Origin of the sequence: Klebsiella grimontii (assembly GCF_042137965.1) — a bacterium.
GTDB classification, from domain to species: Bacteria; Pseudomonadota; Gammaproteobacteria; order Enterobacterales; family Enterobacteriaceae; genus Klebsiella; species Klebsiella grimontii.
The window spans coordinates 2965895-2991389 of the sequence record NZ_CP169721.1; the positions used below are offsets into that span (position 1 = coordinate 2965895).

The following is a 25495-nucleotide window of genomic DNA, read 5'->3' on the forward strand; positions in this document are numbered from 1 at the left end:
GCATTATCCTGTATCGGTATTTTATTTTCCGTTTTCAGCGCTGATGTCGCCGTCACGGGTGAGCCACCAGGCCCCCAGAATCGGAATCATCGTCACCACCATCACCAGCAGCGCGACCACGTTGGTGACCGGGACATCGCGCGGGCGTCCGAGCTGATTGAGCAGCCAGAGCGGCAGCGTACGCTCGTGTCCGGCGGTAAAGGTGGTAACGATAATTTCATCAAACGACAGGGCAAACGCCAGCATCCCCCCCGCCAGCAGCGCCGAACCCAGATTGGGCAGCACCACGTAGCGAAAGGTTTGCCAGCCCGTTGCGCCTAAGTCCATCGACGCTTCCACCAGGCTCCAGGAGGTCCGGCGAAAGCGGGCAATCACGTTGTTAAACACCACCACGACGCAGAAGGTCGCGTGGCCCACGACTATCGTCAGCAGTCCCGGCTCCAGATTGACGGCCTTAAAGGCGGTAAGCAGCGCCAGTCCGGTAATAATGCCCGGCAACGCTATCGGCAACAGCAGCAGCAACGACACGGCGTTCTTGCCAAAAAACGCGCTGCGCCACAGCGCACCTGCAGCCAACGTGCCAAGGACCAGCGCGATGGAGGTGGAAAGCGCGGCAATCTTAAGTGACAACGTCACGGACTCGATAATATCGCCGCGCCCCGCCGCTGCGCTAAACCAGCGCAGCGTCAGGCCCTGCGGCGGAAAGCTGAAGGCGGCGTCTTCGGTATTAAACGCATAGAGGGCGATAATCAGCAGCGGGAAATGCAGGAAGATCACCCCGCCCCAGGTTGCCACCTTCAGGCGCAGCGGCGCGCGTTCAGAGTGCATCAAACGCTCCCAGACGTTTCACGAACGCCAGATAAAGGGCAATTAGCACGATCGGCACGAGGGTAAAGGCCGCCGCCATCGGCATATTGCCAATCGCCCCCTGCTGGGAATAGACCATATTGCCGATAAAGAACCCCGGCGGCCCCACCAGCTGCGGGACGATAAAATCGCCGAGCGTCAGGGAAAAGGTAAAAATCGATCCCGCGGCAATGCCGGGAATCGCCAGCGGCAGCACCACGTAGCGGAAGGTCTGGCGCGGACGGGCGCCAAGATCGGCGGAGGCCTGAAGCAGCGACGGCGGCAGGCGCTCCAGCGCGGCCTGCACCGGCAGGATCATAAACGGCAGCCAGATATAGACGAACACCAGAAAGCGGCCCAGACCGGAAGTCGACAGCGTATTGCCGCCTACCGCCGGGGTCGTCAGCACCAGGCTCAGCAGGTTTTCCAGCCCCAGATGGCGCAGAAACCACTGCGCGACGCCATCTTTCGCCAGCAGCAGCGTCCAGGCATAGGCTTTGACGATATAGCTCGCCCACATCGGCAGCATCACGGCGATATAGAAAAACGCCTTCATCTTGCCACGGGTATAGCGGGCCATATACCAGGCCATAGGCAATGCCAGAATCGCGCTGGCGATCGTTACCGACAGCGCCATCATCAGGGTACGGAGAATGATGTCGTAGTTTGCCGGGTTAAACAGCGCCCGCAAATTGGCCAGCGTCAGGTCCTGGGTCACCGACATGGTGAAATCGTCGAAGGTGTAGAAACTTTGCCATAGCAGGGTCAACAACGATCCCAGATAGACAATGCCGAACCACATCAGCGGGCCAAGTAGAAGCAAAAATAGGGCCAGCGAGGGTTTACGCCAGAACAGCGCGGATAAGCGCCCGGGAGAAGCGGACGGAATCGCCATCGTCATATCAGCCCCCGCTCTCCAGCGGCACCATCGCCGCGCGCGACCACGAAGCCAGCACCGTTTGCCCCACCGGCGGCGCGTTTAACGCGGCGTGACCATCAACGTTCGCCTGGCTCACCAACAGCTTCCCGCCATCGGCCAGCTTGAGCTCGACCCGGGTCGCGGCCCCCTGATACTGTACCGCCTGCACCACGCCCGCAATCTGGATCTCGCCGGCGGCATTCAGGCGAATATGCTCCGGACGCAGCGACCAGGATCCCGCCATCGCGCAGAGCTTGTGCGCCCGTTCTCCGCTGAACACGTTGGCGGTACCGACAAAGCCAGCCACAAACGCCGTTTTCGGCCGCAGATAGAGGTCCTGGGGCGCATCAATCTGTTCGATTCGCCCGTTATTAAACACCGCCACGCGATCGGACATCGACAGCGCTTCCCCCTGGTCATGGGTCACAAAAATAAAGGTGATGCCCAGCGCCTGCTGCAGTTTTTTCAGCTCCAGCTGCATCTGTTCACGCAGTTTTAAATCCAGCGCCCCGAGCGGCTCATCCAGCAGCAGGACCCGCGGCTGATTTACCAGCGCGCGGGCGATCGCCACCCGCTGGCGTTGGCCGCCGGAAAGCTGCGATGGCCTGCGCGCGTGCACAAACGCGAGCGCGACCCTCTCCAGCGCCTCCATCGCGCGGGCGTGCCGCTCCTTTTTGCCGATCCCTTTGACCATCAGCCCGTAGGCGACGTTATCGAGCACCGACATATGCGGAAACAGCGCGTAATCCTGGAAAACGGTATTGACGTCGCGCTGCCACGGCGGCAGCTCGCTGGCCGGTTTACCAAAAATGCGAATCGCGCCGCCAGAGAGCTGTTCAAACCCGGCAATCAGGCGCAGGCAGGTGGTTTTGCCGGAGCCGGAGGGCCCCAGCATGGAGAAAAACTCACCGTCGCGAATGGCGATGCTGACGCCATCCACCGCCCGTACGTCGCCGTACAGCCGCGAAACATTATCGAACTCTACCGCGTGCATATTGTTCGCCTCCGGCCACTTAACGACCGCCCATAATCGCGATGTAGTCCTGGGTCCAGCGGCTGTAGGGCACGAATTTCCCGCCTTCGCCGACCGGCGTTTTCCAGAACGCGATTTTGGTGAACTCGTTGTAGCCGTTGGTCTCGCAGCCCTTATCTCCCAGTAGCGTACTGGCTTTACACCCTGCTGGAACCACCGGCAGCGAACCAAACCAGGCGGCGACATCGCCCTGGACTTTCGGCGTCAGCGACCAGTTCATCCATTTATAGGCGCAGACCGGATGTTTGGCGTCGCTATGCAGCATGGTGGTATCCGCCCAGCCGGTGACGCCCTCTTTCGGGAAAACGGTGGCAATCGGCTGGCCTTCCGCTTTCAGGCCGTTGGCCTGATACGGCCAGGCGCTGGAGGCCACGACGCCTTCGTTTTTAAAATCACTCATCTGTACGGTGGTATCGTGCCAGTAGCGATGAATCAGGGCGTGCTGATCGCGCAGAACCTTGAGTACCGCCTGATATTGCGCTTCAGTGAGCTGATAGGGATCGGTGATACCGAGCTGCGGCTGAGTGGCTTTGACAAACAGCGCAGCGTCGGCAATATAGATCGGCCCGTCATAGGCCTGCACCCGGCCCAGGTTGGTTTTGCCGTCCGGCAGGTTTTGTTTGACGAACACCACGCTCCAGCTATCCGGCGGCGTCGGGAAGGTTTTCGTGTTGTACATCAGCAGGTTCGGCCCCCACTGGTACGGAGTGCCGTAAACCTTACCGTTGACGTTGAACCACGCGCCTTTTTCCACCCTCGGGTCGAGGGACTTCCAGTTGGCGATCAGCGCGGTGTTAATCGGCTGTACGCGTTTGCCCATAATCAGGCGCAACGAAGCGTCGCCGGAGGCGGTGACCAGGTCATAACCGCCTTTCGCCATCAGGCTGACCATCTCGTCGGATGTGGCGGCGGTTTTAACATTGACCTGACAGCCTGACTCTTTTTCAAACTGGCTGACCCAGTCGTAGCTTTTATCGGTCTGTCCCCGTTCGATGTATCCCGGCCAGGCGATAATATCGAGACGGCCTTCGCCTTTATCGAGAGAAGTCGGCGGCTCGGCGGCCTGCGCCGTCAGGAAAACCATACCCAGCACGCATAGGCTGCCACGGGCAATTTTATTGCTCATCGGGTCTTACTCCTGTCACAAGAAAATGAGCGGCAGCCGTGCCGTAAAAATATCTCCCTTAATAACAGTAGACGGCGCGCTATGGCCCCCCGGGGAAATTTATTCAGGTTGTGACAAGGGGCGCATTACGCAAAAAACGAGATTCACGCGATAACTTTATGGATTATAGACAAGGAGTTAGCGAGATAATACGACTATGCAAATTTCCTATGGCTCGTGCCGGTAAAATAATAACCGGCATGATACCTGAGAGCCTTCCGTGGCTTATTTTTCGGCAGCGGATAATTGCCGGATATAAACAGAACCGCAGCGTGGTGCCCTCCCTTTTAACCGCTGCCGCGCATGCCTGACGGGCGCAGTTTTAGTCAGGTCAGCATCTCGCGAATCAGTTCGCCCAGCCGTTTAACCCCCTGTTCTTCTTTTTCGCCCCAGCCCCAGGCGGTATTAAAGCGGAAAAATGCGGTCCAGCTGGCGGTGGTGGAAAACATTTTCCCCGGCGCAATGCTGATGTTATACGCCAGCGCGCGGGCGCTCAGCTCCCCCGCATCGCTCCCGGCGGGGAGCTCAAGCCAGAGAAAATAGCCGCTATCGCTATGATGAATTTTCACCTCTGCCGGAAGATGACGCAGCAGCGCCTGCCAGGCCAGCTGCTTGCGCTCGGCAAGCTGGCGGCGCAAACGCCGCAAATGGGCGTCATAGCGCTTGGTCGAGAGGTAATCCACCAGCGCCAGCTGCATTGGCGAACTGGTAGAGAGGGTGCTCATCAGCTGTAGCTGCTGAATACGTCGGGCGTGCTTACCCGCCGCCACCCAGCCGATACGGAATCCGGGGACCAGACATTTGGAGAAGGAGCTGCAGTGCAGCGTCATATCGTCGCGATCCCAGTACTTTGCCGGCAGCGGTTTCTCACGGCCAAAGTAGAGCTCGCTGTACACATCATCTTCAATCAGCATCACGTTATAGCGCGCCAGCAGCGCCACCAGCCGCGCTTTTTTCCCCGCGCTGAGGGTAAAACCGAGCGGGTTTTGCCCGTTGGTCATCAGCCAGCAGGCTTTAACCGGATAGTTCTGCAATGCCTGCTCCAGCGCGTCGAGATCAATCCCCTCTTTGACGTCGGTCGCCACCGACAGCGCCTTGAGGCGCAGCCTCTCCAGCGCCTGCAGCGCCCCGTAGAAGCAGGGGTTTTCCACCACCACCCAATCGCCGGGTTCGGTGACGGCCTGCAGGCTAAGGTTTAACGCCTCCAGCGCCCCGGCGGTAATGACGATTTCATCCGGCGAGATATTCATTCCCTGCAGCGCGTAGCGTCGGGCAATGGCGTGGCGAAGTTCATCATTCCCCGGCGGCAGATTTTCAATCACGCTCATGGCGGTAGCGGTTTTGCTCACCTGCGCCAGCGATCGGTTGAGCTGCGGCAGCGGGAACAGGCGCGGGTCGGGAAACGCGGAGGCAAAGGGCAGCATCGATGCCTGACGGCTGGCCTGCAGCACCTCGAAAATGTAGGTATTGATATCCACCGCCTCATCACGCGTTACCTGCGCAGGCGGCGCGGGCTGACGCGGTTTAGTGGGCTGCGGCGCGACATAATAGCCGGACTGCGGGCGGGCGATGATACGTCCCTGGCTCTCCAGCAGCTGATAGGCGTGGCTGACGGTCATAAAACTCATTCCGCTGCTTACCACCTGTTCGCGCAGCGAGGGCAGCCTGTCGCCGGGTAACCACACCCCAAGCGCGATCTGTTCGGTAATCTGCTGCGCCAGCCGCTGGTACTTTTTCATCAGTCGATCCGTGTTGCGATTCGTAGGGTCAATAATATATCAGATGAGAAATGATGGTGGTTTATAAAAACTGTTATGGTGTGTAGTGAAATAACACATTCCCGGAGGCGGCGCTGACGCGCCTGTCCGGGTTACCGCCCCGCAGATGGTTGCGAGCCCGTAGCCCGGCTAAGCGCAGCGCAGGCCGGGAGAGCGCCATTCTGCGTTTTGCCAAAATGTCATAACAGACCCCAACTGTTATAGGGAAAAACAGCGTTTCTGTTCCTGCAACCCGTTATCAACGAAGCCTAGAATTGCGCTGAATCAATTTTGTTGCGGAGCTCTGCATGTTCGGTCTTGATGCATTTCACCTGGCGCGGATCCAGTTCGCTTTCACCGTGTCATTTCATATTATCTTCCCCGCCATTACCATCGGATTAGCCAGCTACCTGGCGGTACTCGAAGGCTTATGGTTAAAAACGAAAAACCCGACCTGGCGCTCGCTGTACCACTTCTGGTCGAAAATATTCGCCGTCAACTTCGGTATGGGGGTGGTCTCCGGCCTGGTGATGGCCTACCAGTTTGGCACCAACTGGAGCGGGTTCTCCGAGTTTGCCGGGAGCATTACCGGCCCGCTGCTGACCTATGAAGTCCTGACCGCCTTCTTCCTGGAAGCCGGATTCCTCGGCGTCATGCTATTCGGCTGGAACCGCGTCGGGCCGGGCCTGCACTTCTTCGCCACCTGTATGGTCGCGCTGGGGACGATTATCTCCACCTTCTGGATCCTCGCCTCCAACAGCTGGATGCAAACGCCGCAGGGGTTTGAGATCGTCAATGGCCAGGTGGTGCCGGTGGACTGGTTCGCGGTGATCTTTAACCCGTCATTCCCCTACCGCCTGCTGCATATGTCGGTGGCGGCCTTTCTCAGCAGCGCGCTGTTCGTCGGCGCCTCGGCAGCCTGGCACCTGCTGCGGGGCAACAATACGCCCGCCGTTCGCGCGATGTTCTCCATGGCGCTGTGGATGACGCTGATTGTCGCCCCCATTCAGGCCATGATTGGCGATATGCACGGGCTGAATACGCTCAAGCACCAGCCGGCGAAGATCGCGGCGATTGAAGGCCACTGGGAAAATATCCCCGGTGAGCCCACCCCGCTGCTGCTGTTCGGCTGGCCGGATATGCAGCAGGAGCGTACCCGCTATGGTCTGGAAATCCCGGCCCTCGGCAGCCTGATCCTCACCCACAGCCTGGATAAACAGGTGCCCGCGCTGAAGGAGTTCGCCGCGGAAGATCGGCCTAACGCCACCATCGTATTCTGGTCCTTCCGCCTGATGGCCGGGCTAGGGATGCTGATGATCCTGCTCGGTGCGCTGGCGCTATGGCTGCGCTATCGCGGCCGCCTGTATCATTCCAGACCCTTTTTACGCTTTGCGCTGTGGATGGGGCCATCGGGACTTATCGCTATCCTCGCGGGCTGGGTGACCACCGAGGTGGGCCGCCAGCCGTGGGTTGTCTACGGGGTACAACGCACCGCGGATGCCGTCTCGGCGCACGGCGACCTGCATATGTCGATCAGTCTGCTGACGTTTATCGTCGTCTACGGTTCGGTATTCGGCGTCGGCTATAGCTATATGCTGCGTCTGATTCGCAAAGGGCCGCAGGAAGCGCAGCCGCCCGCGTCAGGGACGCCAGCGCGCCCCCTTTCCGCCGCTACCGATCATGCACAGCAGAAGGAGTCCTGGTAATGGGTATCGATTTATCGGTTATTTGGTTTGTGATTATCGTCTTCGCCACCCTGATGTATATCGTGATGGACGGCTTCGATCTGGGCATCGGCATTTTATTTGCTACCACGCGGGACGCTTCCGACCGCGACGTCATGGTGAACAGCGTCGCGCCGGTCTGGGATGGCAACGAGACCTGGCTGGTACTCGGCGGCGCGGGCCTGTTCGGCGCGTTTCCGCTGGCCTATGCGGTGATTATCGACGCGCTGGCGATCCCGCTCACCCTGATGCTGATCGGGCTTATTTTCCGCGGCGTCGCCTTTGAATTCCGCTTTAACGCGACGCCATCGCACCGCCCGTTCTGGGATCGCGCCTTTATGGGCGGGTCGATTCTGGCCACCTTCACCCAGGGGATGGTCGTCGGCGCGGTGATCAACGGCTTCGCGGTCAGCGGCCGCAGCTTCAGCGGCGGAATGTTTGACTGGTTGACGCCGTTTACCCTGTTCTGCGGCCTGGGGCTGTGCATTGCCTATGCGCTACTGGGGGCCAGCTGGCTGGTGATGAAGAGCGAGAATGCGCTGCACCACAATATGCGCGTCACCGCGCGCGGTTTGCTACTGGCGCTGCTAGCGGCAATCGTCGCCATCAGTATCTGGACGCCGCTGGCGCAGCCGGCCATCGCCGAGCGCTGGTTTAGCTTACCTAACCTGTTCTTCCTGCTGCCGGTGCCGCTGTTGGTCGCGGCGATAAGCGCCTGGCTATGGCGAGCGCTTCGCAACAGCGCCAGCCACCTGCTACCGTTCGTTCTTACGCTGGGGCTGATCTTTCTCGGCTTTAGCGGACTGGGGATCAGTATCTGGCCGCATATTATTCCGCCGGGCATTACCCTCTGGCAGGCCGCCGCTCCGCCGCAAAGTCAGGGCTTTATGCTGGTCGGCGCGCTGCTGATTCTGCCGGTGATCCTCGGCTATACCTTCTGGAGCTACTACGTTTTTCGCGGCAAAGTTCAACACGGCGAGGGGTATCACTGATGCAACGAGTATGGCTTAAGCGGACATTATGGATGGTCGCCCTGTGGGGAGGCAGCGTGCTGGCGCTGGCGGCGGTGAGCATGGGATTTCGGCTGCTGATGACGGCCGCCGGATTGAAATCGTGATCGCGCGCGTATCGTTGTGAGTTCGGCCCGACGGCACGCCGTCGGGCTTTTTTTCGCCCTCCGTCAGCTGCCGCTGACAAAGGCTTTTCTCTTCTTTGATAACCGCAGAGATAAACTCAACCCATTCCGGGCATAGTAACCCCATTCGCCGATAGCATGGAAAAAGAGATGTTCAGGAGAAGCGTTTCGACGTTACTGCTGGTATGCGCCCTGTTTTCCGGGCACGTGCTGGCCCGCAAACAAGGGCACGATTTCTTCCCGGTACAGAGTCTCGAACAGCAGTTACAGCACGAAGCCGATAGCGATGAACTGCGCAGCCAGGCGGAAGAAGCCGCCTCCGACCTGCGCGAACATCACCGCTGGCAGAATGCGCGAAAACCGAAAATGCATCACTACCAGTAGCGATTTCGTTATCAGGCGCCCTTGCGTTTCGGCAGCGTTTTCATCAGCTCATCGGGGCTCACGGACGCCACGATACTGCCCGGCAGCGGCATTTTCAGAATATGATTTTTTATCTTACCGACCACGTGCATTTCGCACGGCCGGCAATCGAACTTCAGCGTCAGCACTTCATCACCGTGGATGAGCTGCATCGGCGTCGCTTTCCAGCTCTTAATCGAGCCTTTGGCCTGTTTCGGACACAGGTTGAAGGCAAAGCGCAGGCAGTGCTTGGTAATCATCACCGGCACATCGCCCTTCTCTTCGTGGGCTTCATAGGCGGCGTCGATCAGCTGTACGCCGTAACGTTGATAAAACTCGCGCGCTTTGTGGTTGTAAACGTTAGCCAGAAACGACAGATGCGTTTCCGGATAGACCGGCGGCGGAACGGAAACCGGCTTGCGGCTGCCGCGCGCCACGGCCTTCAGACGGGCATCATCGAGCATTTCAGCCGTTTCACGGCGCAGCTGGTTGAGCAGGCTGTTTGGTACAAACAGCGCGCCCGGCAGGTTAATCTCGACCTTGCGCGAATAGTAAAGGGTCTGGCCAAGCTTCGCCACGCCATCGCGCAGGTTCGCCAGCGCTTTCTCCGCCTGGGTCGCCTCGGCAAACTCGCCGTCCAGCGTGTGGGTGACGCTGACGCCCTCTTCGCTGGTCATCGTCAGGACCAGCTGCTCCTGCCAGCCGCTCAGCTCGATATCGACGGCGATGCGGCGCTCGCTGGAGGTTTTCAGCAGCGCCTGCTGCCAGTTATGATCGAGGTTGCGGTTTAACGGCTGGTGCGGACGCACTTTGTATAAATCCGCGGGCATCTCATTCGGCCATACGCGATAGCGATTTTCGCCGGTTTTCTCCACCGTATTGGCGCGAAAGCCGACGATTTCACGTTTAATCATCACGTTCAGGCCATCGCCGTTGGTCAGCGCTTCGCTCACTTCAACGTCGAGAAAATCTTTGCCGACTTTCAGGACTTCACCCACCGGCAGGCCAATAAACTTCGGTGAATCAAAAGCCCCAATGTCGCCTTTGCGCGCATTGACAAAATAGTCGGTGCTGCCGCGATGGAAGGTCTTGTCCGTCGACGGGACAAAGAAGTGTTCGGTCCGCCCCGACGAGGCGCGGGCCAGGTCGCCGCGATCGTCAATAATGGCGTCGAGCATCTGGCGATAGTGCGCGGTGATGTTCTTCACATAGCTCATATCTTTGTAGCGGCCTTCAATCTTGAAGGAGCGCACCCCGGCATCGATCAGCGCGGCCAGGTTGGCGGTCTGATCGTTGTCCTTCATCGACAGCAGATGCTTTTCGTACGCCACCACGCGGCCCTGGTCATCTTTCAGGGTATAGGGCAGACGGCAGGCCTGCGAGCAGTCGCCGCGGTTGGCGCTGCGCCCGGTCTGGGCATGGGAAATATTGCACTGCCCGGAATAGGCCACGCACAGCGCGCCGTGGATAAAGAATTCAATGGTCGCGTCGGTATTATCGTAAATCGCTTTGATCTGCTGAAGATTCAGCTCGCGGGCAAGCACGATTTGGCTGAAGCCGACGTCAGAGAGAAACTTCGCTTTCTCGACGCTGCGGATATCGCACTGGGTGCTGGCGTGCAGCTCTATCGGCGGAATATCCAGCTCCATCACCCCCATGTCCTGGACAATCAGCGCGTCCACGCCGGTTTCATACAGGTCGGTTATCAGGCGCTGCGCCGGTTCCAGTTCATCATCATGAAGAATAGTGTTCAGGGTCACGAACACTTTCGCGCCGTAGCGATGGGCAAACGGTACCAGGTCGGCGATATCGCTCAGGCTATTGCTGGCGTTGTGGCGCGCGCCAAAGCCCGGCCCGCCGATATAGACCGCATCCGCGCCGTGTAAAATCGCTTCACGGGCGATCCCGGCATCGCGGGCGGGACTCAGTAGTTCAAGATGATGGTTTTGCAGGCGCATACGCTCGTCGTTATCCATTATAGGGGGTCGAAATGGCGGCTATTGTAGTCAGAACTGGGCACAGACCAAAACATTTTCCATCGCCGCGGCGGGAGGAATTTTCAGTTTTTAGCAAAGCATTGAAGGAAAAGATATTTCCCAGAAAAAGCGCCTGAGGATAGAGTCATCACGTATTCCGGATTTTCCTCGTCACGTTGTGATTTGCTGTCTCAGTCATTTGCCTGGCCGCGAGTTTGCTCGCGGCTTTTTTATTTCTCTTTCGGATAGTGGATCAGCGAATGGAAATGGGCGGTCTGCGCCCCGCTATTGCGATAGGCGTGCGCTAAATCGCCGGCGAAGCGCCGCCCTTCACCGGGCTGCAGCGTCAGCCACGCCCCCTGCAGGCAAAGATCCAGCACGCCGCTAATCACCACCACATGTTCGATAACCCCTTGCTCATGCGGCGTTGACTCGCTCAGCGCGCCGGGGGCAAGGGTAATGGAGAAGTGGTCGAAACGCAGCACCGGGTCCCACGGGAAGAGCGGCGTCACCACCATGGCCTGCTGCTGGGGATCAAAAGCCGTCGGTTCGACGGCGTCATCGGCAACGATAAAGGCGGAAAACGGCACGTTAAGCCCGGTGGCGATTTTCCATAACGTCGCCACCGTCGGACTCGATTCGTTGCGTTCAATCTGGCCCAGCATCGCCTTCGACACGCCGGTCTCTTCCGCCAGGCGCGACAGGCTCCAGCCGCGCAGCTGACGCTGCGTTTTTAACGTTGCCGACAGGTGTTGCGCAATATCCATTCAACCTCCCAATCATCTCTGCGGGAATTATACGCGCATTCGTCTGATTCTACAGGGGCTAACCGAGTAGGCGTTTTCACAACCCTTCTGGCTTTCATGAGATAAGCGATTTTAAAAAGCCTTTTCTGACTTCTTTATAGCCGTTGTTCTGATAAAACTTATGCGCCTGTTCTCGTCGTTCGCTGCTGGAGAGTTCAATTTGGCTACAACCGCTGGCGGCAGCGATCCGTTCGGCTTCAGCCAGTAATATTCGCCCCACTCCCATGCCCCGGCACGACTCATCAATCACCAGCGCCGAAATTAGCCCCCAGCGTCCTTTTTCATGCATCGGTTCAATCAGGTTCACCACAATCACCCCGGATAAGCGTTCTTTTACCTCGGCAATCAACGCGTAGCGGCAGGGATTATATTCCCGTAATGAGGATTGCAGGTTGTCTAAATCTACCGAATAGCCGAGCTGTTGAAAAAGCACGAGCAGGCCGGGCGCATCGACCTCCTTCGCTGTTCTGGTCGTAACCATGGTGGCTTGTTTCCCTGGTGATTGATTTGCAGAGGTATCTATTGCGTTTCGCTCGGTAATGTCAAGATCGGATAGCCTCGCTTGTTCTGTCCCACCCCGCCGTCCCCAGCGCAGAACCCAAACAAAGCCGGTTGTGCGCTATAGCGCACAATGCTAAATTACATCGACCGTTATAACGCACAAGGCACAACCATGCGCTCTTTTACTCTCCCTTTCCCAACCCTGCTGGCCGGCTTCGTTGCCGTACTGGTCGGCTACGCCAGCTCCGCGGCGATCATCTGGCAGGCCGCGGCGGCGGCGGGCGCCGATGCTTCGCAAATCGCGGGCTGGATGACCGCCTTAGGCCTGGGGATGGGCGTCAGTACGCTGGCGCTCACCCTGTGGCGGAAGGTGCCCATCCTGACCGCGTGGTCGACGCCAGGCGCCGCGCTGCTGGTCACCGGCCTGCAGGGGGTCACACTCTCCCAGGCGGTTGGCGTCTTTATTTTTGCCAATGCCTTAATCGTGCTTTGCGGCGTCACCGGCATCTTTGCCAGGCTAATGAAAATCATCCCTCATTCGCTGGCGGCGGCGATGCTGGCCGGGATTTTGCTGCGCTTCGGCATGCAGGCTTTCGCCAGCCTGCAGGGAAATTTGCTGCTCTGCGGCAGTATGTTCGCCGTCTGGTTGCTGTGCAAAGTCTGGCTTCCCCGCTTCGCGGTGGTGGCCGCCCTGCTGGCAGGCGGCGCGGTAGCCGGGTTTAGCGGAGAAGTGACAACGTCACAAATAGCTTTCAGCTTCGTCGCTCCGTCCTGGATTGCGCCTGAATTTACGCCAGCGCTGTTGCTCAGCGTCGGCGTGCCGTTTTTCCTCGTCACCATGGCGTCGCAAAACGCCCCCGGATTCGCCACCCTTCAGGCCTCGGGCTACCGGGTCCCGGTTTCGCCGCTGATTGTCGCCACCGGCGGCCTGGCGCTGCTGCTGTCTCCCTTTGGCGTCTACTCGATCTGCATCGCCGCCATTACGGCTGCGATTTGCCAGAGCCCGGAAGCCCATCCGGACCCGCAAAAGCGCTGGCTCGCGGCAGCGGCGGCGGGCGTTTTTTACCTGTTGGCGGGGATATTTGGCGGCTCTATCACCTCGCTGATGTCGGCGCTGCCGATGGCGTGGATCCAGATGCTTGCCGGGCTGGCGCTGCTCGGTACCATCAGCGGCAGTCTGTTTCAGGCGTTGAATCAGGAGAGTGAGCGCGATGCGGCGGTGGTGACTTTTCTGGTCACCGCCAGCGGCGTGACGCTGGGCGGTGTCGGTTCTGCATTTTGGGGACTGGTTCTCGGCGGCGTCAGCTACGTTTTGCTCTCAACGCTGCGCCGCGCGTAGCTGCGATGGCGTCAGGCCGGTGGCGCTTTTCACCCGGTGACTAAAGTGGCTGGCCGTACTAAACCCGCAGGCCATCGCAATATCGGTTAACGACATCTGGCTGCAGTAAATCAACTCCTGCGCTTTCACCATCCGGCGCTGCATCACGTACTGATGCGGCGCCATCTTCATCGACTGGCGAAACATCCGCGCAAAATGGTATTCGCTCAGCGCCGCTTCCTGCGCCAGATCGGCGAGAGTGAGCGGCCGATCCAGATGCTCCTCAATCCATGCCAGCAGATTGCGCAAGACGTGCGGCGCCAGCCCGCCGGTCACCGTCGGTAGACGCCACTGGACGTTCGAATAGTGCTGAATCAGGTGAGTGAGCAGCAGCGTGCTGGCCGAACTCAACGTCAGCTGATTCGCCTGCTGCTGCCAGTCGTTGTCGAGAAGAAACTGGCGATAGACAGCGGTGATTTTGTCATCGCTGGAGAACGTTTTTTCCTGCAGCGTGAACGAGGCCGGGCTGCGATCCCAAATCTGCTCGCCTACCCGGCGCAGGTGTTCATCGGTGCAGTAAAGATGTACAAAAGAGAGATCGCCGCGGATATCCCAGGTGCTCTCATCGCCTTTTGGCATCAAGCAGAAACGGTCCGGCCCGCCGCCGTTTTTCCAGCCGTGGGGCGTTTTTTGGTAACTTTCGTAGCCATCGGCAATATACAGACTCAGGGTATGGTGGTCGCTTTGTACCGTAATAGTATCAAGATTGTTATACCATGCCGCCAGCTGAATACCGGAGTTGAGCTTCACCGTCTCGCGCAGCACGGCATTTTTTTGACGCAATGTTTCGAAAGTCCCGTAAGCCATAGCCCTTCACACTTCTGATTCCGCAGATCTCTAGTCTATGAAGAGTCGCTGGCAGATACCAGCATTCCCCCGCCGCTGGCTAAAAATAAGCGCAAGAATTTGCAAGTCGGCAACAAGCAGATGACAGCGCCGCGCGGTGCCAGGCCGCAGAATGATCGCGACAACACTCACAGGAGAGATATTTTGAACGCATTACTCTACGGGTTGGTCGTGGTTATCTGGGGCACGACATGGATTGCTATCTTTTTACAGCAGGGGCCGGTTGCCGCGCCGGTGTCCATTTTCTGGCGTTTTGCCGTCGCCAGCGTCGCGATGCTGACCATTTTGCTGGTTACCCGCCGCCTGCGCCCGTTGGCCGCGCGCGATCATGTCTTCTGCCTGCTGCAGGGCTGCTGCGTCTTCTGTTTTAATTTCTGGTGTTTCTATACCGCCGCCGCGTATATCAATACCGGCCTTGAGTCGGTGATCTTCTCTATGGCGGTGCTGTTTAACGCGATCAACAGCTTTCTCTTCTATCGCCAGCAGCCTCCTGGCCGTTTCTGGCTGGCCGCCGCGCTGGGCCTGGCGGGGATCGTGACGCTATTCTGGGATGATTTATGGGCCAGCGGCCTGAACGCCTCGCTGCTGCTGGGTATCACCCTCAGCGCGCTGGGAACCTATGGCTTTTCACTCGGCAATATGCTCAGCATCCGCCACCAGCGCCGCGGCCTGGAGACCTTGACCACCAACAGCTGGGCCATGCTTTACGGCACCCTGGTCATGGGCGCTATCGCCCTGATACGCGGTGATAATTTTGCCCCGCAGTGGACGCTGAGCTATATGGGAGCGCTACTGTATCTGGCCGTTTTTGGCTCGGTGATAGCTTTTGGCGCCTACTTCACCCTGGTGGGGCGCATCGGCGCAGGGAAAGCGGCATACAGCACCCTGCTGTTTCCGCTCGTCGCCCTGACGATTTCCACCTTTTATGAAGGCTACGTCTGGCATAGTAACGCCGTGGCCGGGCTGGCGCTGATCCTGGTGGGAAATCTGGTGATGTTTGCGCGTCCGGAGCAGTGGCTGCTACGTCGCAGGCCGGCCCAGGTTCGCTCGTAACGGCGTGGACGCTGCGTTGAGGCTGAGGGTAAGCCAATAAAAAAGGCGCTATCAACGAATAGCGCCTTTACTTGACGACGACCCTTGCTTAGCGGTTATTCGGATCGAATTTCACCGCGTCAATCGCCATATCGTCAATCACCTGCTTCAGCGTCTCGACGGTGAGCGGCGTATTTTCGTTGGACAAGTTTTTACCTTCGCCTTTACGGACCACTTTGATGACCGGCTTTTTGGTCGCCGCATCAATCAGTTCACCTTCGAAGTACAGGTTGGTATCCATAGTACGGTGACCGGTAGCCGCCTGGGTACCGGCGATAATCATCGCGACCGGGATCACTTCGTAGAACTGCAGGCCTTCTTTGCTGGAATCCACGCCGGTGATGGCGCCGCGGAAGATCAGGCTGCGCTTACCTGCGGTGGTGGCCAGCGGTTTACGCTCGGAAATCGCCTGTTTCATCTCTTTATTGGTGTAATTCAGGATGTCGCTGAGCGCCTTCTCGCCCACCTGAGTGGTCGGTTTCGGTACCGGGTAGTAGGTGATTGGATTATAAACAACGTTGTCATAGTTGCTCGGATTGTAATCCGGAGAAATCCAGCGCAGTTCCGGTTTGCCGGACGCCGAGGTGGTTTCTTTTAAGTTAGAGTAATCTTTTAAAAATCCCGAATATTGTTCCGGCTTAGCGATTTTTGATGAGCAGCCGGCCAATGCTAACAGGCCAGCGAGCGCGGCGACTTTAAAAAATAACTGAGTTCGCATATAGGTTAATCCCTGTGAATACCATTTTTGGTAAGAGTTATAGCAAATAACAGGGGTAAGTTTTGTGGCAAAAGTGGTGCTACGTCAAGTAGCACAATAAAATAAACCCGCCGTTGCTGGCGGGTTGTCTTTAGCTGTTTATTTAATATCAACCTGATAAAAAATATGCTTGCCAAAGGGATCAATTTCATAACCGGAGACGTTTTTACGTACCGGTTCGAATATTGTTGAGTGGGCAATCATCACGGCCGGCATCTGGTCATGCATCATCTGCTGCGCCTGAAGATAGAGCGCTTCGCGTTTTTGGCGATCGGTTATCGATTTTGCTTCGGCAATAATTTTATCAAACGGCTGATAGCACCATTTTGCCGAGTTAGACCCGCCATTCGCCGACTGGCAGGTAAATAATGGGCCAAAGAAGTTATCCGGGTCACCGGTGGCGGTGGTCCAGCCCATCAGCGCCGCCTGATGTTCGCCATCCTTCACCCGCTTTAAGTATTCACCCCACTCATAGGTTGTGATTTTAGTTTGCACGCCGATTTTCGCCCAGTCGGCCTGAATCATCTCGGCCATACGTTTGGCGTTCGGATTATAGGGCCGCTGCACCGGCATTGCCCACAGATCGATGCTAATTGGCCCCGCAACGCCCGACTCCGCCAGCAGCGCTTTGGCCTTCTGCGGGTCGTATTCATAATCCTTAAGCTGGCTATTCGCGCTCCATACGCCCGGCGGCAGCAGGTTTTTCGCCGCCGTACCGGTACCGTGGAACACCGCTTCAATGATCGCCGGTTTATTAATCGCCATCGCTAAGGCCTGGCGCACCTTAACGTTGTCCAGCGGCGCTTTTTGGGTGTTAAAAGCAAGAAAGCCGGTGTTAAGGCCCGCTTTGCTCATCAGGTTGATCGCCTTGTTCTCTTTCATTCGCGGCAGATCGGCCGGATTGGGGAACGGCATCACCTGACACTCATTTTTCTCCAGTTTGGCGTAACGTACCGAGGCATCCGGCGTGATGCTAAAGATGAGACGATCGATATGCGCCTTCCCCTGCCAGTATTCCGGGAACGCGGTGAAAAGAATACGGGAATCTTTTTGATATTGAGCGAGTTTGAAAGGACCGGTGCCAATCGGATCCATATCCACGCGCTCTGGCGTACCGGCTTTTAACATCGCATCGGCATATTCCGCTGATAAAATAGAGGCGAAATACCAGGCAAGATCGGCGACAAATGGCGCTTCGGCATGGGCCAGCGTGAAACGCACCGTATATTCATCGGGCTTATCAATTGCGGTAATTAACTGGCCAAATTCCAGGCTCTCAAAATTAGAATAATTACCGCTGGAGATATTGTGATAAGGGTGTTGAGGATCCTTTTGCCGCATAAACGAAAAAATAACGTCATCGGCATTAAAATCTCGGCTGGGTTTAAAATATTTATTGCTCTGGAATTTAACGCCTTTGCGTAAATGGAAAGTATAAACTTTGCCATCTTCGCTGACTTCCCAGCTTTCGGCGAGGCTCGGCACCAGTTCCGTGGTGCCGGCTTTAAAATCGACCAGCCGGTTATAAACGGGCACCGCGCTGGCGTCCACGCTGGTCCCGGAGGTGTAGAGTTGAGGGTTAAAATTTTCCGGCGACCCTTCTGAACAGTAGACCAGCGTTTTTGCGCTAATGGCCGAGCTGGCCGTCAGGGCCGCTAACGCCAGAGCAAGCGTCGTGAATCTGCGTTGCATAGGTTTTCCTTTTTAATTTGTCAGCTAATGAATAGCTTGTTGTTTTCCCTTCCATACATAACACTAAAGACTGATTGCAAACACCTGAAAACTCGAATAAAGAAGGAATCACTATGTCATCAGCCCTGGCCAGTCAATTAACCCAACGCTTCTTTCGCTACCTGGCGATCACCAGCCAAAGCGACCCGCGAGCCGCGACTTTGCCCACCACCGCCGGGCAACACGCGATGGCGCGGGCCCTTGCGGATGAGCTACGCCAGCTGGGGCTGGATGAGATTGTGATCGACGAGCACGCTACCGTCACGGCGGTGAAAAGAGGCAATGTCGCAGACGCGCCGCGGATTGGCTTTATTACCCATATCGATACCGTTGACGTCGGGCTGTCGCCGGATATTCATCCACAAATCCTGCGTTTTACTGGTGAAGACCTCTGTTTGAACAGAGAAAAAGAGATCTGGCTGCGCGTCGCCGAGCATCCCGAAATCCTCGCTTATCCCGATGAAGAGATTATTTTTAGCGACGGTACCAGCGTGCTCGGGGCGGATAACAAATCCGCCGTGACGGTAGTGATGACGGTACTGGAGAACCTGACGCCAGAGCACCGCCACGGCGATATCGTGGTGGCGTTTGTGCCGGATGAGGAAGTGGGCCTGCGCGGTGCGAAAGCGCTGGATCTCTCGCGTTTTGCCGTCGATTTTGCCTGGACCATCGACTGCTGCGAGCTCGGGGAGATCGTCTATGAGAACTTTAACGCCGCCGCCGCGGAAATTCGCTTTACCGGCGTGACCGCCCACCCGATGTCGTCAAAAGGGGTGCTGGTGAATCCGCTGCTGATGGCCACCGATTACATGAGCCATTTCGATCGCCAGCAAACGCCGGAGCATACCGCCGGACGTGAGGGCTACGTGTGGTTTAACGGCATCCAGGGCGATCAGAACAGCACCCTGCTGCAGGCCAGCATTCGCGATTTCGACCTTGAAAGCTTTACTCGCCGTAAGCAGCAGATTGGCGAGGTGGCGCAGAAAATCGCCGCGCAGTATCCCACGGGCAATGTGGAATACCAGGTGAGCGATATTTACAGCAATATCAGCAACGCCGTTGGCGAAGACCGCCGCGCGATTGACCTGCTATTTGAAGCGATGGAAAGCTTGGGCATCACGCCAAAACCGACGCCGATGCGCGGCGGCACCGACGGCGCGGCCCTGTCGGCAAAAGGCATATTAACGCCCAATTTCTTTACCGGCGCGCACAACTTCCACTCAAAATTTGAGTTTCTGCCGCTGCGCGCCTTTGAGGCCTCTTATCAGACCGCGCTACAGCTCTGCCTGTTAGCGGCGCGTTAAGCCGGCTTGCGCGCCAGCATCGTGGCGAAACGCAGCTTAATCCGCTTACCGCTGGCGTCGGTGCGGTGGAGTTCACCGACGTCTTCGTTATATTTGAGCAACGCCCAGCCTGCATAATAGTTGCGCAGCTCTTCCGGTTTAAACGCGAACGGGAAACCAACGGTGCATGGAAAATCGTCGGTATCCATGGCCGCGACAATCAGATTGTAGCCGCCGGGACGGGTGCAGCGCTGCATGTTGGCAATCAGACCCGGGATAGTCTTCGCTTCCAGGAACATCATCACCACGGTCGAAAGAATAAAGTCATACTCGCCGTCAAAGCTGAGGGCGTTAAGGTCCTTAATCGCCGTCCGCAGATTCTCCAGCCCTTCCGCCTGACGAATACGTTCAAGATTGCTGATGCTGGCCGGATTTTTATCCCACGCGGTAACGTCAAACCCGTTGGCCGCCAGGTAGAGGCTATTGCGCCCGTTGCCGCAGCCCAGATCCAGCGCCTTGCCCGGCGCGATCAGCGTGGCGGCGTGCAGCACCTCGGAGTGGGTGCGGGTCATTCCGTATTTGTCGGTGAAGTAATTTTCGTCGCGAAGAGTCATGGTTAATCCTTGTTTTTTAATAACGTGTCGCGTTCGACGCGAATCAGCAGTTTACCGCGCATCAGCAGCAGGAAGGTACGAATCAGCAGCAGCCCAACGATCAGATTGGTAAAGAGAAACAGCGGGAGCGCGAGAGTGTGGAAAAAGCCGTCCGGATGCTGATGACCGAGATGCAGGCCGGTGGTCGCCAGCGCGGAAACGCCGAACGAGAAGCTCCAGAACGAGGCGTTAAACGGCTGGCGCAGGTACCACGGCATCAGACGCAGCATAAACAGCAGCTGGAGCAGACCATAGCCGAACAGCAGCTTAGCAAAGGTATCCGCCTCGCCGCCGTTCACGCTCAGCCAGGCGCTGCACGCCACCAGCGCCGGAGCCAGCTGAATGCCGAGCGAGGTGCGTATGGCCATCGGCAGTTCGCCGTCGCTGCGCAGGCGTTGCAGAATCACCGGTTCAAGGCTAAGCCAGGAGAATAAGCCGGCGCCGAGAAACACCAGCCCGGCGTCGGTAAAGCCCAGCGCGCCGCAGGCCATAGCGCTGATAAAGTTGTTTGCCACCGTCGGCAGATAGAGGCCCGGGGTGGTCGCCTCGCTGGGATGGCTCCCCCGCCATAGCCCGGCGCTCTGCCAGGCCGCGTAGCTCAGTTGCAATACTACGCCAATGCTGAATAACACCAGAGACAGCGGACGCAGCCAGGGTACGAAACCGATAGCGACCAGCATCGTGGTGGCCGGAAACAGGCTGACAAAACTGCTGGCGACCGGATGGCGCATCTCCTGTAGTACGCTGTGCGGGAAACGGACTGCCCGGCCGATAAACGCCAGCGCCAGCAGCACCCAGACAACCGTCGCCGCGACCACCAGACCGTCGCCGACGATCCGGCTCACCGGCCAGATCGTGCTGGCGTAGCGCCAGGCGAAGCCCATGCCGATAAGACCCAGAACCATACCAAAATAGCCCGCCGGAAGATTCAGCACCCGGCTCGCGCCCTGCTTTTTATTCATTTTGTTTAAACTTTCAATTTATCTTAAGTTGCATTCTAAAAGAACCTTCAAAAACGCGCTACGGCGTTTTTTGCTATGTTTATGTTAACCATATGTAATGAGTAAGGCCGATGCGCAAATATTCCCTCAGCGAACAGGTTCGCCCGTTTCACTACCAGACAGACGGCATTAAACATAGCGTAAATCTGCGGCAAATTGTCGCCTTGCGAGATTTCGCCGATGTGAAAACCGGCGACGAAGGCGGCTGGATCGATGATGAGGCCGCCCTGAGCCACGACGGCGAGTGCTGGATTTATGACGCCAATAGCGCCGTTTTTGCCGGTGCGAAAATCGAGGGCAACGCGCGCTTAACCGGCGAGTGCATTATCAGCATGGGGGCGATCGTTAGCGATAATGCCCGACTGGATAGCGTACACGTTAGCCACTGTGCGCGATTAAGTGACAACGTCACCGCTTCGCATTCGCAGATTCGCGGTTATTGTCACCTGGCCGACAATGCGCGCATCCTCCCCCACTGTCATATTATCGCCGCCCGAGGCCTGACCGCCGACAATGATAAAATCCTGCGCATTTATCAGCGGGCGACGGTCAGCGCATCGCGAATCGTTCACCAGGCGCAAATTTACGGCGACGCCTTTGTCGAACACGCGTTTGTTGAGCATCGGGCGGAAATCTTCGACCAGGCGCGGCTGGAAGGCAACGATGAGAACGACGTCTGGGTCTGCGATAACGCCAGGGTATACGGGAACGCGAAGATTATCGCCGGTCGTGAAGAGGACGCCATCCCCACCCTGCGCTACAGTTCGCAGGTGGCTGAGCACGCGGTGGTCGAAGGAAATTGCCTGCTGAAGCATCGGGTGATGGTCGGCGGGCATGCGCACCTGCGCGGCGGGCCGATCCTGCTTGACGATAGCGTGTTAATTGAAGGCCATGCGGTCATTTGCGGCGATGTGGTGATTGAACATCAGGTGACGATCGGCGATCGGGCGCGAATTGAGGCCAGCGCGGGCGACGCCATTTATATCCGCGGGGAGAAAGTGATAAACGGCGACGAGCATTTTACCCGCACGCCCATCGTCGGCTTTCTTTAACGCGTGGTTTATCAGCTTCACGCCCCTTTGCTCTGTTCCCGGGGGCGGCGCTCAACGCGCCTTGCCCGGGCTGCATGTCCGGACGGCCTGTAGCCCGGGTAAGGCGTCAGCCGCGACCCGGGAACTGCTCAGAGCGACAATCAATAATGCGCCCGTAGATATTCTGGTCATCATACGAACCGTTCAGATACTCGGCCTGCTTCAGACACCCTTCGAGGGTGAAACCGTTACGCAGGGCGACCTGATTGCTTCTCTGGTTTGCTACCCGACATTTAATGACGAAGCGTCGGACCGTCCCGCTGCGGGCAAAAGAGTCCATCAGCGCCTGTAGCGCCTGAGAGAGCAGCCCCTGCCCCTGATGGCTCTCATCAATCCAGTAGCCGATGTAGGCGGTCTTATTGATCGGCTCAATCTGGTTAAACGACAGCACGCCGACGATCTCTTCCTGCAGAAAGAGCAAAAACATTTTGGCGTAGCCGCGCTGGTGCAGCATCACGTTGCCCTGCACGTGGCGGCGGGTTTCGTCTTCGTGACTCACGTCAGCGGGCCAGCTCAGCGATTGCTGGAGCCAGCGCTGGTTTTTCATCACCAATTGGTGCAGTTCCGTCACGTAGCGCTCATCCACCGCGCGCAGAGAGAGCGATGCGGTGACGGGAATGCGTTCGATCGAAGCGGTATTTTCGGCAGACATGGCGCACTCTGATTAATCGTCTGATAAAAAGAGAAACGCCCGCAGAGTCACCTCGGCGGGCGGAGTGACGGGCTATTACTTCATGACCCGGTCATCGACATAGTTGCGTTTATCCGGCGCTGGCGGGAAGTACTGATACAGCCAGGTTTCGCTGATCGCCTCCCCCTGACAGCGCAGGAACATGCGCATCTCGACGGGGTCGGTCGAATCAGAGGTCGGGTACCAGTCAAACTGGATACGATAGCCATCAAACGGTTCCACGTAGAGAATCTCTATCTGTTTAGCTTCGCCGCTCGACAGGGTAATCACCGGCTCGATGCCTCTTGGCGCAGCGGCCTTCAGGTCTCCGCCGACAAAATCAATGGCAAAACGACGGGTCCATTTATCCGGGTAATGCTCACCCGGCGCCCAGCCTTCAGGGAAACCGCCCATGCCGGTACGCGTCGCCAGCACCCGCGCCAGCGGCGAACGGACCGGCGGCTGCGCGCTCCAGTAGAGACGATAGCGGAAGTCCAGTTCATCCCCGGCCTTCACCGGTTTCTCCGGCTGCCAGAAGCACACGATATTGTCCAGCGTTTCGCCGGTCGTCGGGATCTCCATCAGGTTGACGGCCCCTTTGCCCCACTGGTTGCGCGGCTCCACCCACAGGCTTGGGCGTTTGTTATACCAGCCCATGATGTCCTGATAGTGGGAGAAGTCGCGGTCCAGCTGCAGCAGGCCAAAACCGCGCGGATTTTTATCCTGGAAAGCGTTGAACTGCAGCTTCTGCGGGTTGTTCAGCGGACGGCACACCCATTCGCCGTTGCCCAGCCACATCGACAGGCGGTCGGAGTCGTGGATCTGCGGATGGATAGTGTCGCACATCCGCCGTTCGTTATTGCCGCAGCTGAACATACTGGTCATCGGCGCGATGCCCAGTTGTTTGATGTCTTTACGCGCGTAGATGTGGTTTTCCACATCCATAATCACCTGCGTCTCCTGACAGTTCACGACGAACTTATAGGCGCCGGTGACGCTTGGGCTGTCGAGCAGCGCATAGACGGTAAATACCGTCGCCCCCGGTTTAACGGTCTCAAACCAGAAAGAGGTGAAGTCAGGGAACTCTTCCGGCGTATCGGTAAAGGTATCGATCGCCAGGCCGCGGGCTGACAGTCCGTATTGATACGTGCTGTCCACCGCGCGGAAATAGCTCGCGCCGAGGAAGGCGACGATATCGCGACGCGCCAGCTCCGGCGCTTTAAATACGCGGAATCCGGCAAAGCCGAGATCGCTCTGGCCTTCCAGCTGTTTGGTGTCGACGCCGGCGTCATTATATTTAAACAGCTCAGGGCGGAAGTGAATTTCCCGCGCCTGCTGGGTTTGTGAATCCAGGGAGAACATCCGCACGCGGCGGCGGAACCCCATCCCCACGTGGAAGAACTGAATGTCCAGCTTGCGCTCTTCAATATTATTCCACAGCGAATGCGCAGCGTCGTACTGAATGCTGTTGTAGGCCTGGGGGGTCAGGTTTGCCAGGGTTGGCGGCAGATCGCGCGGCGCGCCGCCCCAGGGCTGACGCGCAAGATCGTGGGCCATCGACTGGAGTACGGAGTAGTCAAAGCGACGGGTCTGACCGTCGGCAATTCCTGAGTCCTCGGCGAATGCGGCTTTCGAGAATAGAGAGGCGACTCCTGACGTTCCGCATACGGCGGCAACAGCCATGGAGGATTTGAGAAAACGTCTGCGGTTCATGCCTGAGAGAGCATCCTTCTTCATATGTGAATTGAGACGCGACGTAACAAACCCATGCGTCGTGAATGTCGCTCACTCTAGACAAAAACGATTGATAATCCAATTGTTGACGGCAGAAATGCGTGAAAAAAATATGTCCACCGGACCAGACCGAATTGCCGATATCCACAGGGCGGCGATGATTCCGCCAGGCGGCGACGCTTCATACGAAATACAGCGCCAGCGAAACCTGAAGGGAAGCGGCCAGACGAACGCTGACCGCGAGAGCGACTATTTTTGCTGCAGAAGGTTAAAACTGGTCATCAGGTTGCGATAGTCCGGGATATGGTTAGAGAACAGCGTCCCTAGCCCTTCAACATCATTCCGCCAGTCGCGGTGTAGTTCGCAGGCAACGCCAAACCACGACATCAGCTGCACCCCAGCCTGCGACATACGATCCCAGGCGGCATCGCGGGTAATGGGGTTGAAGGTACCGGAAGCGTCGGTCACGACAAAGACATCAAAGCCCTCTTCGATGGCCGACAGCGCCGGAAATGCCACGCAGACTTCCGTCACCACCCCGGCGATGATCAGCTGCTTCTTGCCCGTCGCTTTCACCGCCTTCACAAAATCGTCGTTATCCCAGGCGTTAATATTGCCCGGCCGCGCGATATAGGGCGCATCCGGAAACTGCGCTTTTAACTCCGGCACCAGCGGACCGTTCGGACCGTTCTCGAAGCTGGTGGTTAAGATGGTCGGCAGAGCGAAGTACTTCGCCAGGTCGCCAAGGGCAAGGACGTTGTTCTTGAATTTATCGGGATCGATATCGCGCACGAGAGAGAGCAATCCGGTCTGGTGATCGACCAGCAGCACGGCGGCATCATTTTTATCCAGACGAACATACGGTTTGGCCATGATTTCATCCTCATTTCAGCAGCACATTTTCCGTCAGAACCCCGGTTCCGCGGATGTAGGGTTAACAGCACCGATCATAGTGTAACCACTGGCTGAGGATTAGCCGCCGAAAGTGGGACGCA

24 protein-coding genes are annotated in these 25495 nt (G+C 57.7%); 8 read left to right on the forward strand and 16 right to left on the reverse strand.

The annotated features are described in order from the left end of the window. Positions 1 to 21: 21 nt before the first annotated feature. The 5 genes from ACE3MN_RS13995 to ACE3MN_RS14015 form a co-directional block, all read right to left on the reverse strand. The gene (locus ACE3MN_RS13995) at positions 22 to 828 is read right to left on the reverse strand and encodes an ABC transporter permease (protein ID WP_102649853.1); all 807 of its coding nucleotides are present in this window, start codon (positions 826 to 828) and stop codon (positions 22 to 24) included. Beyond that, positions 818 to 1747, reverse strand: coding sequence for an ABC transporter permease (locus tag ACE3MN_RS14000; protein WP_102649854.1), 930 nt, complete (start codon positions 1745 to 1747; stop codon positions 818 to 820). The genes ACE3MN_RS13995 and ACE3MN_RS14000 overlap by 11 nt, the downstream gene beginning before the upstream one ends. A gap of 1 nt (position 1748) precedes the next feature. Then, positions 1749 to 2759, reverse strand: coding sequence for an ABC transporter ATP-binding protein (locus ACE3MN_RS14005; RefSeq protein WP_024358268.1), 1011 nt, complete (start codon positions 2757 to 2759; stop codon positions 1749 to 1751). A gap of 19 nt (positions 2760 to 2778) precedes the next feature. Then, the gene (ydcS, locus tag ACE3MN_RS14010) at positions 2779 to 3924 is read right to left on the reverse strand and encodes a putative ABC transporter substrate-binding protein YdcS (protein ID WP_102649855.1); all 1146 of its coding nucleotides are present in this window, start codon (positions 3922 to 3924) and stop codon (positions 2779 to 2781) included. A 365-nt stretch (positions 3925 to 4289) separates the two neighbouring features. After that, on the reverse strand, positions 4290 to 5702 hold the full coding sequence (locus ACE3MN_RS14015; RefSeq protein WP_049087246.1) for a PLP-dependent aminotransferase family protein: 1413 nt from the start codon (positions 5700 to 5702) through the stop codon (positions 4290 to 4292). A 326-nt stretch (positions 5703 to 6028) separates the two neighbouring features. On the opposite strand from ACE3MN_RS14015, the gene ACE3MN_RS14020 reads away from it, so the two are divergent. From ACE3MN_RS14020 to ACE3MN_RS14035, 4 genes are all read left to right on the forward strand, one after another. Continuing rightward, positions 6029 to 7426, forward strand: a complete 1398-nt coding sequence (locus ACE3MN_RS14020) for a cytochrome ubiquinol oxidase subunit I (protein ID WP_024358271.1) — start codon at positions 6029 to 6031, stop codon at positions 7424 to 7426. Continuing rightward, positions 7426 to 8436, forward strand: a complete 1011-nt coding sequence (cydB, locus tag ACE3MN_RS14025) for a cytochrome d ubiquinol oxidase subunit II (RefSeq protein WP_024358272.1) — start codon at positions 7426 to 7428, stop codon at positions 8434 to 8436. Before ACE3MN_RS14020 ends, cydB begins: the two co-directional genes overlap by 1 nt. Next, a complete protein-coding gene (locus ACE3MN_RS14030) occupies positions 8436 to 8561 on the forward strand; it encodes a DUF2474 domain-containing protein (protein ID WP_064510575.1) in 126 nt (41 codons plus the stop codon). The genes cydB and ACE3MN_RS14030 overlap by 1 nt, the downstream gene beginning before the upstream one ends. A 168-nt stretch (positions 8562 to 8729) precedes the next feature. Further along, positions 8730 to 8963: a DUF2554 family protein gene (locus ACE3MN_RS14035; protein WP_004138937.1), complete on the forward strand. Its 234-nt coding sequence runs from the start codon at positions 8730 to 8732 to the stop codon at positions 8961 to 8963. 11 nt (positions 8964 to 8974) lie between these two features. On the opposite strand, the gene ACE3MN_RS14040 is transcribed toward ACE3MN_RS14035, so the two are convergent. From ACE3MN_RS14040 to ACE3MN_RS14050, 3 genes are all read right to left on the reverse strand, one after another. After that, positions 8975 to 10939 (reverse strand): U32 family peptidase, encoded by a 1965-nt coding sequence (locus ACE3MN_RS14040; protein WP_098067170.1) that lies wholly within the window; start codon positions 10937 to 10939, stop codon positions 8975 to 8977. A gap of 248 nt (positions 10940 to 11187) precedes the next feature. Then, a complete protein-coding gene (locus ACE3MN_RS14045; RefSeq protein WP_049085274.1) occupies positions 11188 to 11724 on the reverse strand; it encodes a helix-turn-helix domain-containing protein in 537 nt (178 codons plus the stop codon). A gap of 94 nt (positions 11725 to 11818) precedes the next feature. Beyond that, on the reverse strand, positions 11819 to 12244 hold the full coding sequence (locus tag ACE3MN_RS14050) for a GNAT family N-acetyltransferase (protein WP_102649856.1): 426 nt from the start codon (positions 12242 to 12244) through the stop codon (positions 11819 to 11821). A gap of 192 nt (positions 12245 to 12436) precedes the next feature. Here ACE3MN_RS14050 and ACE3MN_RS14055 point away from each other — a divergent pair, with 192 nt between their 5' ends. Then, positions 12437 to 13603, forward strand: a complete 1167-nt coding sequence (locus ACE3MN_RS14055) for a benzoate/H(+) symporter BenE family transporter (RefSeq protein WP_024358274.1) — start codon at positions 12437 to 12439, stop codon at positions 13601 to 13603. Here ACE3MN_RS14055 and ACE3MN_RS14060 read toward each other — a convergent pair. Then, the gene (locus ACE3MN_RS14060) at positions 13583 to 14449 is read right to left on the reverse strand and encodes a helix-turn-helix domain-containing protein (RefSeq protein ID WP_024358275.1); all 867 of its coding nucleotides are present in this window, start codon (positions 14447 to 14449) and stop codon (positions 13583 to 13585) included. The two genes, ACE3MN_RS14055 and ACE3MN_RS14060, sit on opposite strands and share 21 nt — an antisense overlap. A 183-nt stretch (positions 14450 to 14632) precedes the next feature. Here ACE3MN_RS14060 and ACE3MN_RS14065 point away from each other — a divergent pair, with 183 nt between their 5' ends. Next, a complete protein-coding gene (locus tag ACE3MN_RS14065) occupies positions 14633 to 15541 on the forward strand; it encodes a DMT family transporter (RefSeq protein ID WP_098067168.1) in 909 nt (302 codons plus the stop codon). 88 nt (positions 15542 to 15629) lie between these two features. On the opposite strand, the gene ACE3MN_RS14070 is transcribed toward ACE3MN_RS14065, so the two are convergent. Together ACE3MN_RS14070 and ACE3MN_RS14075 are read right to left on the reverse strand one after the other, a co-directional pair. Next, complete coding sequence (locus ACE3MN_RS14070; RefSeq protein ID WP_024358276.1) at positions 15630 to 16298, reverse strand: DUF3313 domain-containing protein; 669 nt, start codon at positions 16296 to 16298, stop codon at positions 15630 to 15632. A gap of 138 nt (positions 16299 to 16436) precedes the next feature. Then, positions 16437 to 18029 carry an ABC transporter substrate-binding protein gene (locus tag ACE3MN_RS14075; protein WP_024358277.1) on the reverse strand — a complete coding sequence of 531 codons (1593 nt, stop codon included), beginning with the start codon at positions 18027 to 18029 and terminating at the stop codon, positions 16437 to 16439. Between the two features lie 113 nt (positions 18030 to 18142). Here ACE3MN_RS14075 and pepT point away from each other — a divergent pair, with 113 nt between their 5' ends. Next, entirely contained in the window at positions 18143 to 19372 is a 1230-nt protein-coding gene (gene pepT / locus ACE3MN_RS14080; protein ID WP_004138953.1) for a peptidase T, read from the forward strand. On the opposite strand, the gene tehB is transcribed toward pepT, so the two are convergent. Together tehB and tehA are read right to left on the reverse strand one after the other, a co-directional pair. After that, complete coding sequence (gene tehB, locus ACE3MN_RS14085) at positions 19369 to 19965, reverse strand: tellurite resistance methyltransferase TehB (protein WP_004138955.1); 597 nt, start codon at positions 19963 to 19965, stop codon at positions 19369 to 19371. The two genes, pepT and tehB, sit on opposite strands and share 4 nt — an antisense overlap. A 2-nt stretch (positions 19966 to 19967) precedes the next feature. After that, complete coding sequence (tehA, locus tag ACE3MN_RS14090) at positions 19968 to 20966, reverse strand: dicarboxylate transporter/tellurite-resistance protein TehA (RefSeq protein ID WP_064342608.1); 999 nt, start codon at positions 20964 to 20966, stop codon at positions 19968 to 19970. Positions 20967 to 21076: 110 nt separating this feature from the next. Here tehA and ydcK point away from each other — a divergent pair, with 110 nt between their 5' ends. Continuing rightward, positions 21077 to 22057, forward strand: a complete 981-nt coding sequence (gene ydcK / locus ACE3MN_RS14095; RefSeq protein WP_004138962.1) for a YdcK family protein — start codon at positions 21077 to 21079, stop codon at positions 22055 to 22057. Positions 22058 to 22163: 106 nt separating this feature from the next. Here the strand turns inward: ydcK and rimL are convergent, their stop codons facing one another. The 3 genes from rimL to ycaC all read right to left on the reverse strand — a co-directional run bounded on the left by rimL (position 22164) and on the right by ycaC (position 25373). Continuing rightward, positions 22164 to 22748: a 50S ribosomal protein L7/L12-serine acetyltransferase gene (rimL, locus tag ACE3MN_RS14100; protein ID WP_004138964.1), complete on the reverse strand. Its 585-nt coding sequence runs from the start codon at positions 22746 to 22748 to the stop codon at positions 22164 to 22166. Between the two features lie 75 nt (positions 22749 to 22823). Then, positions 22824 to 24479 (reverse strand): glucan biosynthesis protein D, encoded by a 1656-nt coding sequence (locus ACE3MN_RS14105; protein WP_049086041.1) that lies wholly within the window; start codon positions 24477 to 24479, stop codon positions 22824 to 22826. 270 nt (positions 24480 to 24749) lie between these two features. Then, complete coding sequence (ycaC, locus tag ACE3MN_RS14110) at positions 24750 to 25373, reverse strand: isochorismate family cysteine hydrolase YcaC (RefSeq protein ID WP_004138968.1); 624 nt, start codon at positions 25371 to 25373, stop codon at positions 24750 to 24752. Between the last annotated feature and the right edge of the window lie 122 nt (positions 25374 to 25495).

Excerpts from the sequence above, each read along its gene's own strand:
- ACE3MN_RS13995 (WP_102649853.1), bottom strand. The coding sequence starts at position 828 with ATGCACTCTGAACGCGCGCCGCTGCGCCTGAAGGTGGCAACCTGGGGC.
- ACE3MN_RS14000 (WP_102649854.1), bottom strand. The coding sequence starts at position 1,747 with ATGACGATGGCGATTCCGTCCGCTTCTCCCGGGCGCTTATCCGCGCTG.
- ACE3MN_RS14005 (WP_024358268.1), bottom strand. The coding sequence starts at position 2,759 with ATGCACGCGGTAGAGTTCGATAATGTTTCGCGGCTGTACGGCGACGTA.
- ydcS (WP_102649855.1), bottom strand. The coding sequence starts at position 3,924 with ATGAGCAATAAAATTGCCCGTGGCAGCCTATGCGTGCTGGGTATGGTT.
- ACE3MN_RS14015 (WP_049087246.1), bottom strand. The coding sequence starts at position 5,702 with ATGAAAAAGTACCAGCGGCTGGCGCAGCAGATTACCGAACAGATCGCG.
- ACE3MN_RS14020 (WP_024358271.1), top strand. The coding sequence starts at position 6,029 with ATGTTCGGTCTTGATGCATTTCACCTGGCGCGGATCCAGTTCGCTTTC.
- cydB (WP_024358272.1), top strand. The coding sequence starts at position 7,426 with ATGGGTATCGATTTATCGGTTATTTGGTTTGTGATTATCGTCTTCGCC.
- ACE3MN_RS14030 (WP_064510575.1), top strand. The coding sequence starts at position 8,436 with ATGCAACGAGTATGGCTTAAGCGGACATTATGGATGGTCGCCCTGTGG.
- ACE3MN_RS14035 (WP_004138937.1), top strand. The coding sequence starts at position 8,730 with ATGTTCAGGAGAAGCGTTTCGACGTTACTGCTGGTATGCGCCCTGTTT.
- ACE3MN_RS14040 (WP_098067170.1), bottom strand. The coding sequence starts at position 10,939 with ATGCGCCTGCAAAACCATCATCTTGAACTACTGAGTCCCGCCCGCGAT.
- ACE3MN_RS14045 (WP_049085274.1), bottom strand. The coding sequence starts at position 11,724 with ATGGATATTGCGCAACACCTGTCGGCAACGTTAAAAACGCAGCGTCAG.
- ACE3MN_RS14050 (WP_102649856.1), bottom strand. The coding sequence starts at position 12,244 with ATGGTTACGACCAGAACAGCGAAGGAGGTCGATGCGCCCGGCCTGCTC.
- ACE3MN_RS14055 (WP_024358274.1), top strand. The coding sequence starts at position 12,437 with ATGCGCTCTTTTACTCTCCCTTTCCCAACCCTGCTGGCCGGCTTCGTT.
- ACE3MN_RS14060 (WP_024358275.1), bottom strand. The coding sequence starts at position 14,449 with ATGGCTTACGGGACTTTCGAAACATTGCGTCAAAAAAATGCCGTGCTG.
- ACE3MN_RS14070 (WP_024358276.1), bottom strand. The coding sequence starts at position 16,298 with ATGCGAACTCAGTTATTTTTTAAAGTCGCCGCGCTCGCTGGCCTGTTA.
- ACE3MN_RS14075 (WP_024358277.1), bottom strand. The coding sequence starts at position 18,029 with ATGCAACGCAGATTCACGACGCTTGCTCTGGCGTTAGCGGCCCTGACG.
- pepT (WP_004138953.1), top strand. The coding sequence starts at position 18,143 with ATGTCATCAGCCCTGGCCAGTCAATTAACCCAACGCTTCTTTCGCTAC.
- tehB (WP_004138955.1), bottom strand. The coding sequence starts at position 19,965 with ATGACTCTTCGCGACGAAAATTACTTCACCGACAAATACGGAATGACC.
- tehA (WP_064342608.1), bottom strand. The coding sequence starts at position 20,966 with ATGAATAAAAAGCAGGGCGCGAGCCGGGTGCTGAATCTTCCGGCGGGC.
- ydcK (WP_004138962.1), top strand. The coding sequence starts at position 21,077 with ATGCGCAAATATTCCCTCAGCGAACAGGTTCGCCCGTTTCACTACCAG.
- rimL (WP_004138964.1), bottom strand. The coding sequence starts at position 22,748 with ATGTCTGCCGAAAATACCGCTTCGATCGAACGCATTCCCGTCACCGCA.
- ACE3MN_RS14105 (WP_049086041.1), bottom strand. The coding sequence starts at position 24,479 with ATGAACCGCAGACGTTTTCTCAAATCCTCCATGGCTGTTGCCGCCGTA.
- ycaC (WP_004138968.1), bottom strand. The coding sequence starts at position 25,373 with ATGGCCAAACCGTATGTTCGTCTGGATAAAAATGATGCCGCCGTGCTG.